General features: G+C 65.5%; 15 protein-coding genes. 7 read left to right on the top strand and 8 right to left on the bottom strand.

The features are described from left to right. Window positions 1-11: 11 nt before the first annotated feature. The 3 genes from ACS13N_RS23905 to ACS13N_RS23895 all read right to left on the bottom strand — a co-directional run bounded on the left by ACS13N_RS23905 (window position 12) and on the right by ACS13N_RS23895 (window position 2,863). Window positions 12-1,202 carry an efflux RND transporter periplasmic adaptor subunit gene (locus tag ACS13N_RS23905; protein WP_438934074.1) on the bottom strand — a complete coding sequence of 397 codons (1,191 nt, stop codon included), beginning with the start codon at window positions 1,200-1,202 and terminating at the stop codon, window positions 12-14. A 24-nt stretch (window positions 1,203-1,226) separates the two neighbouring features. Further along, window positions 1,227-2,420 (bottom strand): TolC family protein, encoded by a 1,194-nt coding sequence (locus ACS13N_RS23900; protein ID WP_438934073.1) that lies wholly within the window; start codon window positions 2,418-2,420, stop codon window positions 1,227-1,229. A 101-nt stretch (window positions 2,421-2,521) separates the two neighbouring features. Further along, window positions 2,522-2,863, bottom strand: a complete 342-nt coding sequence (locus ACS13N_RS23895; protein WP_438934072.1) for a hypothetical protein — start codon at window positions 2,861-2,863, stop codon at window positions 2,522-2,524. Window positions 2,864-3,071: 208 nt separating this feature from the next. On the opposite strand from ACS13N_RS23895, the gene ACS13N_RS23890 reads away from it, so the two are divergent. Both ACS13N_RS23890 and ACS13N_RS23885 read left to right on the top strand, forming a co-directional pair. Continuing rightward, window positions 3,072-3,746, top strand: a complete 675-nt coding sequence (locus tag ACS13N_RS23890) for a heavy metal response regulator transcription factor (RefSeq protein ID WP_438934071.1) — start codon at window positions 3,072-3,074, stop codon at window positions 3,744-3,746. A gap of 11 nt (window positions 3,747-3,757) precedes the next feature. After that, window positions 3,758-5,164, top strand: a complete 1,407-nt coding sequence (locus ACS13N_RS23885; protein WP_438934070.1) for a heavy metal sensor histidine kinase — start codon at window positions 3,758-3,760, stop codon at window positions 5,162-5,164. Between the two features lie 5 nt (window positions 5,165-5,169). On the opposite strand, the gene ACS13N_RS23880 is transcribed toward ACS13N_RS23885, so the two are convergent. Next, entirely contained in the window at window positions 5,170-5,532 is a 363-nt protein-coding gene (locus ACS13N_RS23880) for a DUF2917 domain-containing protein (protein WP_438934069.1), read from the bottom strand. A 344-nt stretch (window positions 5,533-5,876) separates the two neighbouring features. Between ACS13N_RS23880 and yddG the strand changes: the two genes are divergently transcribed. Further along, complete coding sequence (gene yddG, locus ACS13N_RS23875) at window positions 5,877-6,821, top strand: aromatic amino acid DMT transporter YddG (RefSeq protein ID WP_438934068.1); 945 nt, start codon at window positions 5,877-5,879, stop codon at window positions 6,819-6,821. Between the two features lie 36 nt (window positions 6,822-6,857). Here yddG and ACS13N_RS23870 read toward each other — a convergent pair whose 3' ends face one another. Next, on the bottom strand, window positions 6,858-8,369 hold the full coding sequence (locus ACS13N_RS23870) for a M20 family peptidase (protein ID WP_438934067.1): 1,512 nt from the start codon (window positions 8,367-8,369) through the stop codon (window positions 6,858-6,860). 210 nt (window positions 8,370-8,579) lie between these two features. Between ACS13N_RS23870 and ACS13N_RS23865 the strand changes: the two genes are divergently transcribed. From ACS13N_RS23865 to ACS13N_RS23855, 3 genes are read left to right on the top strand one after another with little or no spacing between them, the layout of a single operon-like run. Beyond that, window positions 8,580-9,389: a MetQ/NlpA family ABC transporter substrate-binding protein gene (locus tag ACS13N_RS23865; protein WP_438934066.1), complete on the top strand. Its 810-nt coding sequence runs from the start codon at window positions 8,580-8,582 to the stop codon at window positions 9,387-9,389. 20 nt (window positions 9,390-9,409) lie between these two features. Further along, the gene (locus ACS13N_RS23860; RefSeq protein ID WP_438934065.1) at window positions 9,410-10,546 is read left to right on the top strand and encodes a methionine ABC transporter ATP-binding protein; all 1,137 of its coding nucleotides are present in this window, start codon (window positions 9,410-9,412) and stop codon (window positions 10,544-10,546) included. Continuing rightward, the gene (locus tag ACS13N_RS23855; protein WP_438934064.1) at window positions 10,527-11,180 is read left to right on the top strand and encodes a methionine ABC transporter permease; all 654 of its coding nucleotides are present in this window, start codon (window positions 10,527-10,529) and stop codon (window positions 11,178-11,180) included. Before ACS13N_RS23860 ends, ACS13N_RS23855 begins: the two co-directional genes overlap by 20 nt. A 182-nt stretch (window positions 11,181-11,362) precedes the next feature. Here the strand turns inward: ACS13N_RS23855 and ACS13N_RS23850 are convergent, their stop codons facing one another. After that, complete coding sequence (locus tag ACS13N_RS23850) at window positions 11,363-12,049, bottom strand: hypothetical protein (protein ID WP_438934063.1); 687 nt, start codon at window positions 12,047-12,049, stop codon at window positions 11,363-11,365. Window positions 12,050-12,170: 121 nt separating this feature from the next. On the opposite strand from ACS13N_RS23850, the gene ACS13N_RS23845 reads away from it, so the two are divergent. Continuing rightward, a complete protein-coding gene (locus tag ACS13N_RS23845; protein ID WP_438934062.1) occupies window positions 12,171-12,464 on the top strand; it encodes a hypothetical protein in 294 nt (97 codons plus the stop codon). A 406-nt stretch (window positions 12,465-12,870) separates the two neighbouring features. Here the strand turns inward: ACS13N_RS23845 and ACS13N_RS23840 are convergent, their stop codons facing one another. Then, a complete protein-coding gene (locus tag ACS13N_RS23840) occupies window positions 12,871-14,706 on the bottom strand; it encodes a family 2A encapsulin nanocompartment cargo protein cysteine desulfurase (protein ID WP_438934061.1) in 1,836 nt (611 codons plus the stop codon). Continuing rightward, on the bottom strand, window positions 14,681-15,622 hold the full coding sequence (locus ACS13N_RS23835; protein WP_438934060.1) for a family 2A encapsulin nanocompartment shell protein: 942 nt from the start codon (window positions 15,620-15,622) through the stop codon (window positions 14,681-14,683). The genes ACS13N_RS23840 and ACS13N_RS23835 overlap by 26 nt, the downstream gene beginning before the upstream one ends. Window positions 15,623-15,655 lie beyond the last annotated feature (33 nt).

Here is a 15,655-nt window from a genome sequence, read left to right as displayed (position 1 = left end):
GGCGCCTCCTCTTAGTGGCCGTGGTCTGCGGACTTGCCGGCTTCGGCCTTCAGCACATAGCTGTTGGCGGCGGCATAGCGCGTGCCTGCGGGCAGGCCTTCCACGATCTCTGTCCACGTGCCGTCGGTACGGCCGGTCTTGACCGGGCGCACCTCAAAACCAGTCTGCACGGGCACGAACACCGAGGGCTTGTCGTCGACGGTCTGCACGGCATCGGCACGCACGGCCACGGGTACCTGCACGCGACCCGACTCCACCGACACGTTGACGAACATGCCCGGGCGCCAGGCCAGCTTGGGGTTGTCGAGCGTCACACGTGCGGGGGCCGTGCGTGTCTGCTCGCCCAACAATGCACCCACGTACGACACCTTGCCCTGCACGGACGTGCCGGTGGCAGTGGCGTGCACGGTGGCGGCGGCGTTGGTGGTCACCGCTTCCAGGTCCTTGGCGGTGATGGAGAAATCCGCCCAGACGGTACGCAGGTCAGCCACGGTAAAGACCGCGGTCTCGGCCTGCACGGCCTCGCCTTGTGACAGGTGCCTGGCGACAACCACACCATCAAATGGTGCGCGCAACTCGAAACGGTTGAGCGCCGACCCAGACGGTGCCGCGCCAATGGCCGTCAGCTTCTGACGCGCGTTGTCAGCCGCAATGCGCGCCTCCTGCAGCGACGTGCGAGCCTGCTGGTAGTCCTGCTCGGCGGCAATGCCCTGCTCCCACAGGCGTTTCTCGCGGGCGTGGGTTTCCTGCGCCAGCGCCAGCCGCTGTTGCGCAGCCTGCAGCTCGCTGCGCTGGTCCGAGAGCGTGGGGCTCGACAGCACCGCAAGCAGTTGGCCCTGCTTCACGGCTTGCCCCAGCTCCACCGCCACCTTCTCGGCCACACCCGCCACCCGCGGCACCACGTGTGCGGTGCGATCTTCGTTCAGCTTGATCTCGCCTGGCAGGACAACTTCCGTGCGCAACACCGTCACACCCGCGGTCTCCACGCCGATCTTGGCATTGGCGATGGCCTCGGCCGTCATGGCGAGCGTCTCGGCGTGCGGCGCCTCGGCCTGCTCTGACGCGGCTGGCGCGGGTGCGGCCTCTGCGTCGGTGGTGGCGGCCTGGCGTGCGCCCATGCCAAACCACAGCCCGGCGGCGGCCAACGCGCCCAGCACGACGATGAGCGCGATGGCGCGCCGTTGTTGCGGAGGAAGTGTCATGTCAGCAAAGAGAGAGGTGCCGGATCACCGGCCGAGAATGCGATCGATACCGGCTGCCGCCTGGTGCGCGCGCGACAACGCGGCCAGGTACTGCGCACGCGCCTGAAACAACGTGCGCTGGGCATCCAGCACATCGAGAAAATTGAACTTGCCGGCGTCAAAGCCGATGCGCGCGGCGTCATAGGCACGTTGCGCGCCGGGCAGCACGTCCTGGCGCAGTGACTGCACCGCCGTACGCGCGGCATCGAGCCGCGCAACGTCTTGCGCCAGCGTGGCGTTCTGCTCAAGTTGCAGCACACGATAGTCTTCGAAGGCCTTGTCGGCCTGCCGCTGTGCTTCCAGCAGGTTGCCCTGATTACGATCGAACAATGGCAGCGGCACCGCAATGCCGAGCACCGCCATGTTGTTGTTCGCACTGCTGTCGCGCTTGACCCCTACGTTGACCGTCACATCAGGCACGCGCTTGCTGCGCTCGACGTTGGCGAGCGCCTGACGGCGGTCGATCTCCAGACGGGCACGGACGGCGCGGGGGGTGTTGTCCAGCGCGCTTGTGGTCGGACTTGTCGCCTGGCGTGCCTCGGGCGGCACGATGGGTAGTGTCTCTGCGCTACCATCGGCTTCCGGTGCAGCAACGGCGCCGCCCCAGAACGCAGACAAGGCGCGTTGTGCGACCAGCAATTCGGCGCTCGCATCACGCAGCTCGATAGCTGCGCTGGCGCGCGCCACGCCGGCCTTGGTCTGCTCTACCGGCGACACCTTGCCTGCCTGCACACGCCGCGCTGCAGCCGACTCGGCCTGCGCGGCCAGTGCGTCAGAGGCCTGTGCCAACGTCAGTCGTTCTTGCGCGATCACCAGATCGAAGAACGTGCGTGTCACGTCGGCGCGCAACTCGGCGCGCAGGACTGCCGCGTCTTGCGTGACGGCGTCACGCCCCAGCTCGGCTGCACGCGTACGGGCTGCGCGCTTGCCGCCAAGCTCCAGCGGGATATTGAGTTGCGCCGTCATGGTGGCGCGGTTGCGGCGCACGTCCTCGGTAATGAACGCGGCCTCGGGGTTGCGCAGGCGGCTCGCCTGATCCAGCGCACCTTCACTGGCGGCGATCTCGTAGCCCGCCGCCGCCAGTGCGGGATGCGTCTGCATGGCGCGCTCTACCGCTTGCTGCAGCGTCACGCGTTCGGTCTGGCCGGCAACCCCATTGCCCAATACAGAAAGGGCCACCGGGGTGACAGGGTCAGTTGCCGCCACGGCAGCCAAAGGAGCAGCTAGAAGACACGCAAGGGCCGCTCCTACGGGCCGATAGAGCCAGGGCTTGCGACGCATCACACGAGGGCGCCGTCGGTGTACGGATTGCGCTCGCGCGGGCCACGCGTGTCGGTCAGGCCGCCATCGGTGTACGGGTCGCGCGGGCCGATGCGGGCTTCGAGCACGACTTGTGCTGCGGCACCGTCGGTGTACGGATCGCGTGTGCCGGTTTTCGCCCCATCGGTGTAGGGGTCACGCGGGCCAGCTTTCGCCAGCGGCGCGGTCATCGACTTCACCTGTGGGACACCCCAGGCTTCGTGATGGTCCTGGGCGGCCACGGCGGCGCCGGAAGCCAGCAATGCTGCCAACGCGGCAGAGGTGGCCAGAGGCAGCAGTACACGTTGGAATCGAATCGCCATGATGATCTCCTTGGATAACCCGACACCAGCAAGACAGGAAGGGGGCGGTGTCAGTGGGGCCAGTCTAGGGAGGGGGTCGCCACGCAGGCATGACTTGAACATGACAAACTTGTCATCTTCGGCCCCGCTACAGGGGTTTTGGCATATCGTGGCGGCATCGGCAGCCAAGACGGGCAGCGTCGTACCACGCACGCCCGCAACTTTCATCATGCGACTGCTCATCGTTGAAGACGAGCCCAAGGCGGGCGACTACCTCCTGAAAGGCCTGACGGAATCCGGCTTCGTGGCCGACCTCGCCCGCACTGGCCCCGATGGCCTCTTCCAGGCCATGGAACACGACTACGACCTGATCGTGCTCGACGTCATGCTGCCCGGCCTGGACGGCTGGCAGCTCATCCAGCAACTGCGCCGTCACAAGAGCACGCCGGTGCTGTTCCTGACGGCGCGCGACGACCTGAACGACCGCCTCAAGGGCTTGGAACTGGGCGCCGACGACTATCTCGTCAAACCCTTCGCCTTTGCCGAACTGGTGGCGCGCGTGCGCACCATCCTGCGGCGCGGCCCGATGCGCGAGAGCGACGTCCTCGAAATTGCCGACCTGACCATCGACACCATCAAGCGCCGCGTCACGCGCGCCGGACGCAAGATCGACCTGACCGCCAAGGAATACGCGCTGCTGCACCTGCTGGCGCGCCGCGCGGGCGAGGTGCTGTCGCGCTCGCTGATCGCCTCGCAGGTGTGGGACGTGAACTTCGACAGCAACACCAACGTGGTCGATGTGTCGATCCGCCGCCTGCGCGCCAAGGTGGACGACCCCTTCGAGCACAAGCTGATCCACACGCTGCGCGGCATGGGCTACGTGCTGGACGCGGTGGGTCGCTGATGGATCCGCTCATGCGCTGGCCTGCATCGCTTGCCAGCCGGCTGGTGCTGGCCTTCGTTGCGGTAGCGGCCGTTACGCTCACCGCGGCCGGCACGTACCTGTATTACGCGCTCAACGCCCAGCTGCGCGCCACCGACGACGCCATGCTGCTCGGCAAGATCACGCAGCTGCGCCACCTCACCAGCGAGGCACTCGGTGCAGACGATCTGACACGCAATGCGCACCGCTATACCGACGTGGTCTCCGGCCACGACGGGTTGATCCTGCGTGTGGCCACGCTTGAAGGACGCACGCTGATTGAAGTCAATCCGGAAGGCGAACAAGTGACGGTGCCACCCGCGGTTCGGGCTGCGGTGCCGCCAACGGAATCGGCCGTGCATACCTGGATGTCGATGTCCGGCATCACATCGCGGGCAGTCGCGGCAGAGGCGTGGCTGGGGCAAACGGGTACGAAAGTCATGGTGCTCGTGGCGCAGGATGGCGACAGCCGTGCCGCGCTGCTGGCCAATTACCAGCGGCACATCGTCTTTGCAGTGATTGGTGGTGTGGCTGCCGTGGCGCTGCTGAGCCTGGCGCTGGTGCGCAGTACGTTGCGGGGCCTGGAGCGCATCGGTCGGCAAGCTGCTGCGGTGGTGCCCAGCCAACTCGACACACGCCTCGCGCTTGAGGGTGCGCCACGCGAGCTGGCTGACTTGATGGCCTCGCTCAACGCCATGCTCACGCGCCTGCAGGATGGCTTTGCGCGGCTCTCACAGTTTTCGGCAGACCTGGCGCACGACTTCCGCACGCCGCTGGCCAACCTGGTCGGCCAGACCGAGGTGACGCTCGCCCACCCGCGCACGGTGGAGGAGTACCGCAGCGTGTTGGAATCCAACCTGGAGGAGTACGCACGCCTGTCGCACATGATCGAAGACATGCTGTTCCTCGCACGTGCCGACCATGCGCGCGTGGCGCTGTCTGTTGCGCCGCTCGACGCGCGGCACGAGATCCAGGTGCTGGTGGACTACTTCGAGGCGGTGGCCGCCGATCGCGACATCGCCATCCACGTCACGGGCGATGCGCAGGTGCGGGCAGATGCCACGCTGCTGCGCCGGGCGATCAACAACCTGCTGGACAACGCATTACGCTACACGCCAACGGGCGAGCGCATCGATGTGGTGGTGGAGCACCTGCTCCAGGAGATCAGCATTGCGGTGCGCAACCCGGGGCCGACCATTCCGGCCGCGAGCCTGCCGCTGCTGTTCGAGCGCTTCTACCGGGGAGACCCGTCAAGAGCGCAATCCGGGGTGCAATCCAGCCAGTCCACGGGGTTGGGACTGGCCATCGTGAAGACCATCATGGACCTGCACGGGGGTACGGTGCGGGCCAGCAGCCCGCCGGGTGGGCGGACCGAGTTCCGGCTGGTGTTTCCGGCTTAGTCTTCTCAGGTGCCAATGCGCAACGCCGACGGCGTACGCGTGGCATCACGCCCGTCGTCGCGCAGGACCTGCCGGTAGGCGGCGGCCACCAGTTGGCCGATGAAGCGCAGCAGACGGCGCGGCGCGTTGATGTCTTCCGTGACGGCAAAGCGCGCCGGCACGCCGTCGACGGGTTCGCCGGAGAGCCAGAAGCGCACGCCCGCCGGTACGTCGATCGATTGGCCGGGCTTGAGCCAGATGTCCTGCATCTGGTGCTCTTGCGTGACCCACAACAGCCCGGCTTGTGCGGCGATGGTTTGGGCCCGTGCCGACCGCCAGCTCACCGGCACGCCCGGCCGGTCCAGTTCGAAGATCCTGATTTCGCGCATGATTGAGACTCCTTGTGCCGGGGTTCGTGGTGGATGTATTTGGTATTGGGCACTGCTGGTCGGCACAACCCCATCTTGCGCGGCGCACCAAGGCATTGACATGAACAGTTGTGAACAGTTTTGCTGAACTGTTCAGAGTCTTTCACGAACACTTCGGTTCATGGTCTGGGCCTGTGGGTCCGATTGTTAAACTGACCGCCCATCGCCCCTTTGCCCATCAGGCTTCTCCGTCGCACCCTCCGACCCAGTCGGAAGCGCGTCCGGCTGGCCAGGGTGGAACAACAGGGTGTGGTAGGTATGAACAGCATTGACTTCAGATCCACCAATCCGCGCAGGCCAGCGTTATGCAAAGCAAAAGTAGGGCAACACTCATCGGACTCATCGCGGTGTTGCTGTGGAGTTCGATCGTTGGTTTGATCCGCGGTGTCAGCCAGAACCTGGGGGCGGTGGGCGGCGCCGCCATGATCTATACGGTCGCGTCGGTGCTGCTGGTGTTCTCGGTGGGGTTCGGCAACCTGAAGGCCTTTCCCCGGCGTTATCTGGTGTGGGGCAGCCTTCTGTTCGTTTCGTACGAGCTGTGCCTGTCGCTGTCGATCGGCTACGCCAACAATGGCCGGCAGGCCATCGAGGTCGGGATGGTCAACTACCTGTGGCCGACCTTCACCATGCTGTCGGCCATTGCGTTCAACAAGCAGCGGGCGAACGCCCTGATCGTGCCGGGTGCCCTGGTCTCTATCCTGGGGATCTGTCTGGTGCTCGGCGGTGATCAGGGGCTGGATATCGCCGGCATGGCCGCAAACGTGCAGGACAACCCGCTCAGCTACGGATTGGCCTTTGCGGGGGCAGTGATCTGGGCGGCGTATTGCACGGTCACCGCCCGCATTGCCGAGGGCAAGAACGGCGTCACACTGTTCTTCATGCTGACGGCGCTCACCCTGTGGATCAAATTCTTCGCCACGGGCGGCGGTGCGATGCACTTCGGCGTCTCTGCGGTCATCTACCTGGCACTGGCGGCCTCCGCCATGGGGTTCGGCTATGCGGCCTGGAACGTCGGCATCCTGCACGGCAACGTCACGGTGCTGGCGGGTGCGTCGTATTTCATTCCTGTGTTTTCTGCGGCGCTGGCGGCTGCGCTGCTGCATGCTCCGCTGTCGTTCGCGTTCTGGAAAGGCGCGTCGATGGTGGTGGCCGGGTCAATCCTGTGCTGGCTCGCTACGCGTGGACGGCGCGCAAAGGCACCGTCCACGCCAAAGCCCTCGCACGAGCAACAGAACGCCCACGGGCAGTGAGCGCTAAGTCGGTGCTCGTCCTGAACGGCCTGCGCTTCAGCCTGCCGCCTGCTGAACCAAGCGGTGGTAGAAGCGGATCAGCTCGACCAGGTTGGCCTCGGTAATCCGCTCGTTCGTGCCATGAAAGCGCGGCAGGTCTTCCGGCTTGGCGCGCACCGGTGAGAATCGATACACGTGGTCGGCAATACCGATCATGTGACGCGAATCCGTTGCACCAATCATCAATCCCGGCGCCACCACGGTGCCCGGAAACAGCTCGCGCACCGTCTTGTTGATCAACTGATACGACGCCGATTGCGTGGGCGACACCGGCGAGGCTTCGCTCACGCCCGGCAGGTTGCTCAGCTCGAACTTGCCGTTGGGTGCCGCTGCCTTGGCGGCGCTCTCCACGTGCTCGGTGATTGACGCCACGGTGTCGCCCGGCAGCAGGCGGAAGTTGACAATGGCCTCGGCACGGCCGGGCAGCACATTGTCCTTGTTGCCGGCCTGGATGACGGTCAGCGCGGTGGTGGTGCGCAGCATGGCATTGGAGCTGGCAGACGCCTCCAGCTGTTTCTGCACCAGCGGGCCGAACAGCCACAGGTTCGACAGCGCGACACGGCTGAAGCCCTGCATCTCAGGCGCCAGCGTCTGGAACATCTCCTGCGCCACACCGCGAATGCCGGCGGGCAGCTGATCGTCGTCCAGGCGCTTGAGCGCGGCGCTCATCATGGCAATGGCGCTCTGGCCATGCGGCGGCGGCATCGACGAATGCCCCGGGGTGGCCGACACCTTGAGCTGCATCGACAGGAAGCCCTTCTCCGCCACGCCGATCAGCGCTGCCGGCTTGGTCAGCCCTGGCAACACGCCTTCGGTAATCAGCAGCCCTTCGTCGATCACGAAATCGAGGCGCTCGCCGCGCGACTTGAGCAGCGCGGCGATCTGCTTGGCGCCACGGTCGCCGCCCACTTCTTCGTCAGCACCAAAGGCGAGGTGGATCGTGCGGCGTGGCTTGAAGCCGTTGGCGGCCAGCAGTTCGATGGCCTCCATCTGCGAGATCAGGTTGCCCTTGTCGTCCCACGCGCCTCGGCCCCAGACCATGCCGTCCTTCACCACGCCGTCGAAGGGTGGCTCTTTCCAGTCGCCTTCCGTGCCGGGAGCGATGGGCACGACGTCCTGGTGCGCCATCAGCATGATGGGCTGCAATGACGGGTCAGAGCCCTTCCAGGTGTAGAGCAGTGCAAAGTCACCCACCTGCTCGCGTTGCAGCACGGCGTGCGCCTTCGGGTAGCGCGCTTCGAGCATGGCGTGCAGCTGGCGGAACTGGTCTGCGTTCAACTGCGCGTCGGTGGCGCTGGATACGGTACGTGCACGCACGGCCTCGGCCAGGTGCGCCGCTGCCGCCGGGCCATCCACAGCCACCGGCGTGACGGCCGGCACATCGAGCTGGCGCGAACCATGCCGCCATGTGTTGAAGGCCACATAGGCCGCCACCACAACCACCACTGCGATCACGAGCCGCAACAGCCGCCCGATCACTGCACCACGACGCTTGTACGACGCTCTCATTGGTCTCCGCTCCTTGAGGTGAACTGCCTTCGCCCGGCATGCGTGCGCCGGGCGTAAGGCGTCAGTATCGCTGTACTCGCGTGCCGCCGCCAGCACACCTCAACACGTCACCATGTCCTGACCGAGTAACCATCTACGCAAATATTCGTGGGAATAGGGCCACCCGCCATGCTGGAATCACCCCATGTTCCCTTTGCGGCATGCACACCCATGAAGCTCACACATCGACTCTTCCTCGCCTTCGCCACCCTCACATTGACCGCTGCCACGTATGCGGCACCGTTGCGCATTGGCGTCACGCCCGGCGCGCTGGCCGATTCCGTAGAGGTGGCCGCCGCCGAAGCCCGCAAGCAGGGGCTGGACGTCAAGGTGGTCGAACTGACCGACTGGACCACGCCCAACGTCGCGCTTGCCTCGGGAGACCTGGATCTCAACTACTTCCAACACCAGGCCTTCCTGGACAACGCCATCAAGGAGCGCGGCTACGCGTTCAAGAGCGTCGGCATCGGCGTGCTGGGCAACATTGGCCTGTATTCCAGCAAGATCAAGCGCCTGTCCGATCTGAAGGACGGTGCGCGCGTGGCGGTGGCCAATGACCCTGTCAACCAGGGCCGCGGCTTGTTGCTGCTGCAGAAGGCGGGGCTGATCAAGCTGCGCGATGGCGTGGGCGCGCGCGGCACCCTCAATGACGTGGTCGCCAATCCGAAGAAGCTCAAGTTTGTCGAAATCGAAGGCCCGCAGCTCGTGCGTGCACTGGACGACGTGGACCTCGCGCAGGGCTATCCGGCGCACTTCGTCAATGCGGGCAAGGGGGATGTTGCCGGCGCTGGCCTGCTGTACTCGGGCATCGACGACGAGTACTTCGCCATCCGCTTCGTGGCGCGGCGCGACAACGCGGGCGATCCGCGCATCGCGCGCTTCATCAAGCTGTATCAGGAGTCGCCAGCCGTGCAGCAGCAGATCCACACGTCGTATGCCAACGACAACAAGCTCTACACCCTGCCCTGGCTCAAGCGCTGAAACGATGATCCGGTAACGCCATGACCACACTTGTCTCGAACCCCGTCCACGCCTGGCCTGACGCTCCCGCACCGCACGCCAGGGCCGCCGATGCGGTTGTTGCTACGCCCACCGCCGGCACCATCACCTTCCGCAACGTCGGCAAGACGTACCGCGCAGCGGCGGGCGATGTGCATGCACTGCAAGGCATTGACCTCGACATTCCGGCCGGTGGCATCTTCGGCATCATCGGGCGCAGCGGCGCGGGCAAGTCCAGCCTGCTGCGCACCATCAACGGGCTGGAGAAGCCGACCAGCGGGCAGGTGCTGGTGGATGGCGTCGACGTCGGCACGCTCGGCACGCATGCGCTGGTGGGGCTGCGCCGCCGCATCGGCATGATCTTTCAGCACTTCAATCTGCTCTCCGCCAAGACGGTGTGGGATAACGTCGCGCTGCCGTTGAAGGTGGCCGGCGTGCCGGCGGCGGAGATTGCGCAACGCGTGGACGCGCTGCTGGCGCTGGTTGGGCTGGAGGGCAAGCAGCATGTGTATCCGGGACGCCTGTCCGGCGGGCAGAAGCAGCGCGTGGGCATTGCCCGCGCACTGGTGCACCGGCCCGAAATCCTCCTGTGCGACGAGGCCACCTCCGCGCTCGACCCGGAAACGACTGACGCCATCCTCGCGCTGCTGCGCGACATCAACCGCCGCCTGGGCCTGACCATCGTGCTCATCACGCACGAGATGGGCGTGATCCGCGACATCTGCGACAACGTGCTGGTACTGGAAGCCGGTCGCGTTGCAGAACAGGGCCCCGTGTGGCGCATCTTTGGTGATCCGCAGCACGACGCTACGCGCGCCCTGCTGCAACCGCTGCGCGGCGGCCTGCCCGACGACGTGGCGGCGCGCCTGCAGCCCGCCCCGCCCACGCGCGGCGCCTTTGAGCAACTGATTGAGCTGGGCTACACCGGCACGGCCGCCGTGCCCGAGCTGGCGCAGATCGCCCAGGCGCTTCGCTACCCGACACGCCTGCTGCACGCCGATCTCGATCGCATCCAGGGCCGCACGCAAGGGCGCTTGCTGGTTGCCGCAGCGGGCGGCGCTCTCTCGCAAGACGCGTTGGCGGCCTTGCAACTGTCCCAGTCCACCCGGAGCCTCGGCTATGTCCCCGCTTACGATTGACCGCATCTGGCAGGGCCTGCTCGACACGCTGACGATGGTGTCCGCATCTGCGCTGATCGCCGCGCTGGCCGGCATTCCGCTGGCGCTGATCCTGGTGCTGACGGCACCGGGCAGCACGCTGGAATCGCCGCGTGTGCACCGCGTGCTGGGTGCGCTCATCAACGGCTTTCGCGCCACGCCCTTCATCATCCTGCTGGTGGCGCTGCTGCCGTTCACGCGGCTGGTGGTGGGGGCCACCATTGGCGTCTGGGCGGCGGTGGTGCCGCTGTCGATCAGCGCCACGCCGTTCTTTGCGCGCATTGCCGAGATCAGCCTGCGCGAAGTCGACCGCGGCCTGGTGGAAGCCGCGCAGGCCATGGGCTGCGAGCGCCGCCACATCGTCTGGCACGTGCTGCTGCCTGAAGCGCTGCCCGGCATCATCGGCGGCTTCACGCTCACCATCGTCTCGCTGATTGGCGCGTCGGCCATGGCGGGCGCGGTGGGTGCGGGGGGCCTGGGTGACATTGCCATCCGCTACGGCTACCAGCGTTTCGACACCACCGTCATGGCGGTCGTGATCGTGATCCTGATCGGGCTGGTGAGCGTGGTGCAGTGGGTGGGGGATGGATCGGTGCGGCGGCTCAAGGCACGATGAGGGCACGATGACAGCTGCGATGGACACGGCGCAACGATGCATCTGCGCAATCCTTCGTTGGCACCGTTGCGGGCGTCCTCAAGAAAGGCGACGGGGCCGGGGGCCATCATTGGTTCTTGCCCAACGACAATGACGCCGACCAACGCGCTCCCCGCGCACAAGCTGAGTGGCACGCCCCCGATTCAGCGCACAGGCGAAGGCCGCATGCTGTATTGCCGTTTCGTCTCGAGCCAGTTTTGATAGGCCTTGTATGAAAATTCAGCAAGCGCGCGAGCCGCGGTCCCGCAGGCGAGGTTCTTGTCCTGCTCTTGCTTGGCCGCGACGATGAGGTGGTCCACGTAGTCTTGCGCCTGCGTGGTCATCAACGGTTTGAGCCCTTGCAGTTGATTGCTGAACGCGCTCCTCGCATAGGGTGGGAAGGCTGGGAGCACTTCCGCCGCAATGGCCGTATCCACCGACAAGAACGCTCTAAGCGCATAGCCGCAGTAGGATCGCTTGAAGACTTTCAGTCCTTCAAGAGACCCCAGGTAGGTCTTCGCGCTTTCTGCCAACGTGCTCTCTGGCGTCTGTGACGCACCAGAATCCGCAAAGGCTGCTGGCATCACTACCGTTGCTACCAGCAATACGATCAAACCAGTACAACGCCCAAAGGCCAGCGAGCTTGCCATGATCGCCCCCCGTATGGTTTTAAAGATAACGATGCCGGCATTGGGCAACGATGTTTTTATGCTGGGAAGTAAAGCATTCCGTCTGCGCTCTTCCCATTGGTCATATGGCGGATGACGGTGGACGTAACGAGCCTGAAACGTTCTGCCCCGTTTCTGCTCCGATTTGTGGAATCCGATGGCCTCGTTTTCCGTTCCAGCCAAGGCTGGAGCGGTTTTCCATGTTTCACCTCCGAACACTCCACTAAGCGAATGGATTGCCTATATTCGTTGAACGGCAAAGGCCTTTGAAAAAAGGGGCCGTAATGCTCGGGGAGGAAACATCATGCGTACACGTACAAGCCTGTTCAGCCCGTCAACCCCAGAGAAGATGGCGGAAAAGGAATTGCGGGAAATGCGTCTGACCTTGTTCCAGGCCGAACGCCATCTGCTCGAAGTGCAGATGCATGTCGCCTATTACCGTGACATGGTGGCCTTTCTGGAAGACGTCCAGGCCAGCGGGGTGGAGCAAGTTGTGGACAAGCGGCACGCGCCCGACGACTACGCGCTGGGTACACGCGCTGCGCTCAGGACCGTGTTCAAAGCGCGCCCACGCCCCGAGGCCACGGAGGTCGGCTAAACGTGTTGTGCGCATGAAGCAGGCGGACCTGAACCTGGACGTGCCCTTGCGCGTTCAGCGCAATGGCTGACCGAGTGAAAAGCCGCCAGCCTAGGGCCTGTTGACGCTAAAAGCGAGCGCCCGCAAGGGGCAGATGGGTCGCAGGGCTAGGCGTGGACGGCGCCGCTTAGCCGGCTAAGTAAGCCGGCCACAACGACGCCATGTGGCCCATCTACCCCTTGCCCTCCGGGTTGACCCGAGGGGGGGCCATCTGCTTTGTCGGCGCGCCTTGCAAATGGAATGACCATTTGCGGCGGCGTCCTTCGCGCATCTGGCCCCCGCTCGGGTCAACGGGCGATCGCTTTTAGCGTCAACAGGCCCTAATGCGGGACCGGCGGCACTCACTTCCTCCGGAGCGGCGTAACGTCTACCGCCGCGCCAGTGCACTCACCACGCGCACCAGTTCATCCACCTCCTCACACGTGTTGTAGAACGCCAGCGACGGCCGCACCGTGGCCTCCACGCCAAAGCGCCGCAGGATCGGCTGCGCGCAATGGTGGCCTGAGCGCACGGCGATGCCTTCGCGGTTGAGCGCAGCGCCCACCTCTTCCGTGCGATACCCCGCCAGCGTGAACGACAGCACGCTCGCCTTGTTGGCGGCCGTGCCGATCAACCGCAACCCCGGGATGCGCGACAACCCGTGCGTGGCATACACCAGCAGATCATGCTCGTAGCGCGCGATGTTCTCCAGACCGATGCGCTCAACGTAGTCCAGTGCAGCGCCCAACCCCACCGCGTCGGCGATGTTGCCGGTACCGGCCTCAAAGCGCGCGGGCGCGGGCTGGTATAGCGTCTTCTCGAACGTCACGTCGGCAATCATGTTGCCGCCGCCCTGCCACGGCGGCAGCGTATCGAGCAGATCCTGCTTGCCGTACACCACGCCAATGCCGGTGGGCCCGAAGATCTTGTGGCCGGAGAACACGTAGAAGTCCGCATCCAGCGCCTGCACGTTCACCCGCAGGTGCGACACGGCCTGTGCACCATCTACCACCACGCGCGCCCCCGCCGCATGCGCCAGCGCAATGATCTCCTGCACCGGCGTGACCGTGCCCAACGCATTCGACACCTGCGTGACAGACACCAGCTTCGTCCGGCTGCTGAGCAGCTTGCGGTATTCATCCAGCAAGATCTGGCCGCTGTCGTCCACCGGAATCACGCGGATGCGCGCGCCCACCTGCGCGGCAAGCTGCTGCCACGGCACGATGTTGGCGTGGTGCTCCAGGTGCGAAACGATGATCTCGTCACCCGCGCCGATGTGCTGACGACCGAACGTCTGCGCGATGAGGTTGATCGCCTCCGTCGCACCACGCACGAAGATGATCTCGCTGGCCGAACGCGCACCGAGGAAGCGAGCCACCTTGTCACGGGCCCCCTCATAGGCATCGGTGGCACGTGCGGCCAGTTCGTGCGCCGCGCGGTGGATGTTGGAGTTCTCGTGCGCATAGAAGTACGCCAGCCGGTCGATCACGGCCTGCGGCTTGTGCGTGGTGGCGGCGTTGTCCAGCCAGATCAGCGGCCGGCCGTTCACGCGCTCGGCCAGGATCGGGAAGTCCCGCCGCACGGCCTGCACGTCGAACGTGCTGGCGCGGTGCGGCTGGTGACTGGTCTCGCGCGGTGCCTCCAACACCGGCGGCGCAAGGAAGTAGAACTGCCCCGCTTGCACTGCACCGCCCGGCTGTCGCAAGGCATCTGGCCCGGCCGGTGGTGTACCGGCAGCACCGTCAATCAGCCGAGCCAATGCATCGGTACCCGGCAGGTGGAACGGCTGCGCGGTAACGCGATCGTCCGGCGCGCCAGCTTCTGTTGCCGCCACGCCCGCATGCGGCACGGCTGACTGGTAACCACTCGCCTCGCCCAGGAAGTAGTACGGCGAACCAGGTGTCGAAACCGGGTGCGCAGGCGTGGGTTGACCATGACCGGATACCCCCTGTGGCAGCGCCGCTGCGTACTGTGTGGGCACACCCAGCACGGGCACAGGCGGCACAGCGGGCGCAGCTTGCGCGGTGGGCAACGGGCTCAACTGCGGCGCAGCACCCACGGGGGCCGGATCAACCTCGGGCTCGGCCCCCGGCAACGTGGCGAAGAACGCGTTCGCCAGTTGCGTCAGTGCGGCGACATCCGGCAAACCCGCAGGCACCTCTGCCACCGGCAGCACCAGGCCGCTCACGCCGGCCGGGTTACTTGTAGGTGTCGGGATAGTCATGGTACTTGCCGATCTCCACGTCATCGAGCACAGCCAGTGCATCTTCAGTCAGCACTGCCAGTGAGCAGTACAACGAAATCAGGTAGGACGCGGTGGCGTTCCGGTTGATGCCCATGAAGCGCACCGACAACCCCGGGCTCTGCTCACCCGCCACGCCCGGCTGATACAGGCCGACCACGCCCTGGCGCTTGTCGCCCACGCGCAGCAGCAGGATCTTGGTGCGGCCGTTTTCATCAATGGGCACCTTGTCCGACGGGATCAGCGGCAGGCCGCGCCAGGTCAGGAACTGCGAGCCGAACAGGCTGACGGTGGGCGGCGGCACCCCGCGCCGCGTGCATTCGCGGCCAAACGCGGCAATCGCCAGCGGGTGGGCCAGGAAGAAGGCGGGCTCCTTCCACACCTTGGTGATCAGCTCGTCCAGGTCATCCGGCGTAGGCGCACCGGTGAGCGTGGAGATGCGCTGTGTCTCGTCCACGTTGGCCAGCAGGCCGTAATCGGGGTTGTTGATCAGCTCACTTTCCTGACGCTCCTTGATGGTCTCGATCGTCAGGCGCAGTTGCTGCTGGATCTGGTCGTGCGGACTGCTGTACAGGTCGGACACGCGGGTGTGCACGTCCAGCACCGTCGTCACGGCGTTGAGGAAGTACTCGCGCGGCTGATCTTCGTAGTCGACGAAGGTTTGCGGCAGCTCCGCACCCTCGTCACGCTGCGAGCACGCGACGCGCACGTCGCGCGGGTTCTTCACGCGGTTCAGGCGAAAGATGCCGGCCTCCACCGGCTGCCATTGCAGCAGGTGCACCAGCCAGCGCGGGCTGATGGTGGACAACTGCGGAACGGTCTTGGTCGCGTTCGCCAACTGGCGCGCGGCGGTATCGCCCAGCGCAGTGCGCACGTCAAAGGTATCTGCTTCTGCCATGCAATGACTCCCAACTTCACTTGGTGGAATGCG

The sequence above is a fragment of the Ralstonia sp. 24A2 genome, from assembly GCF_051783885.1.
Lineage (GTDB): Bacteria > Pseudomonadota > Gammaproteobacteria > Burkholderiales > Burkholderiaceae > Ralstonia.
Note: the sequence above shows the minus strand (reverse complement) of the source record. Positions and strands in the feature narration are given on the sequence as shown.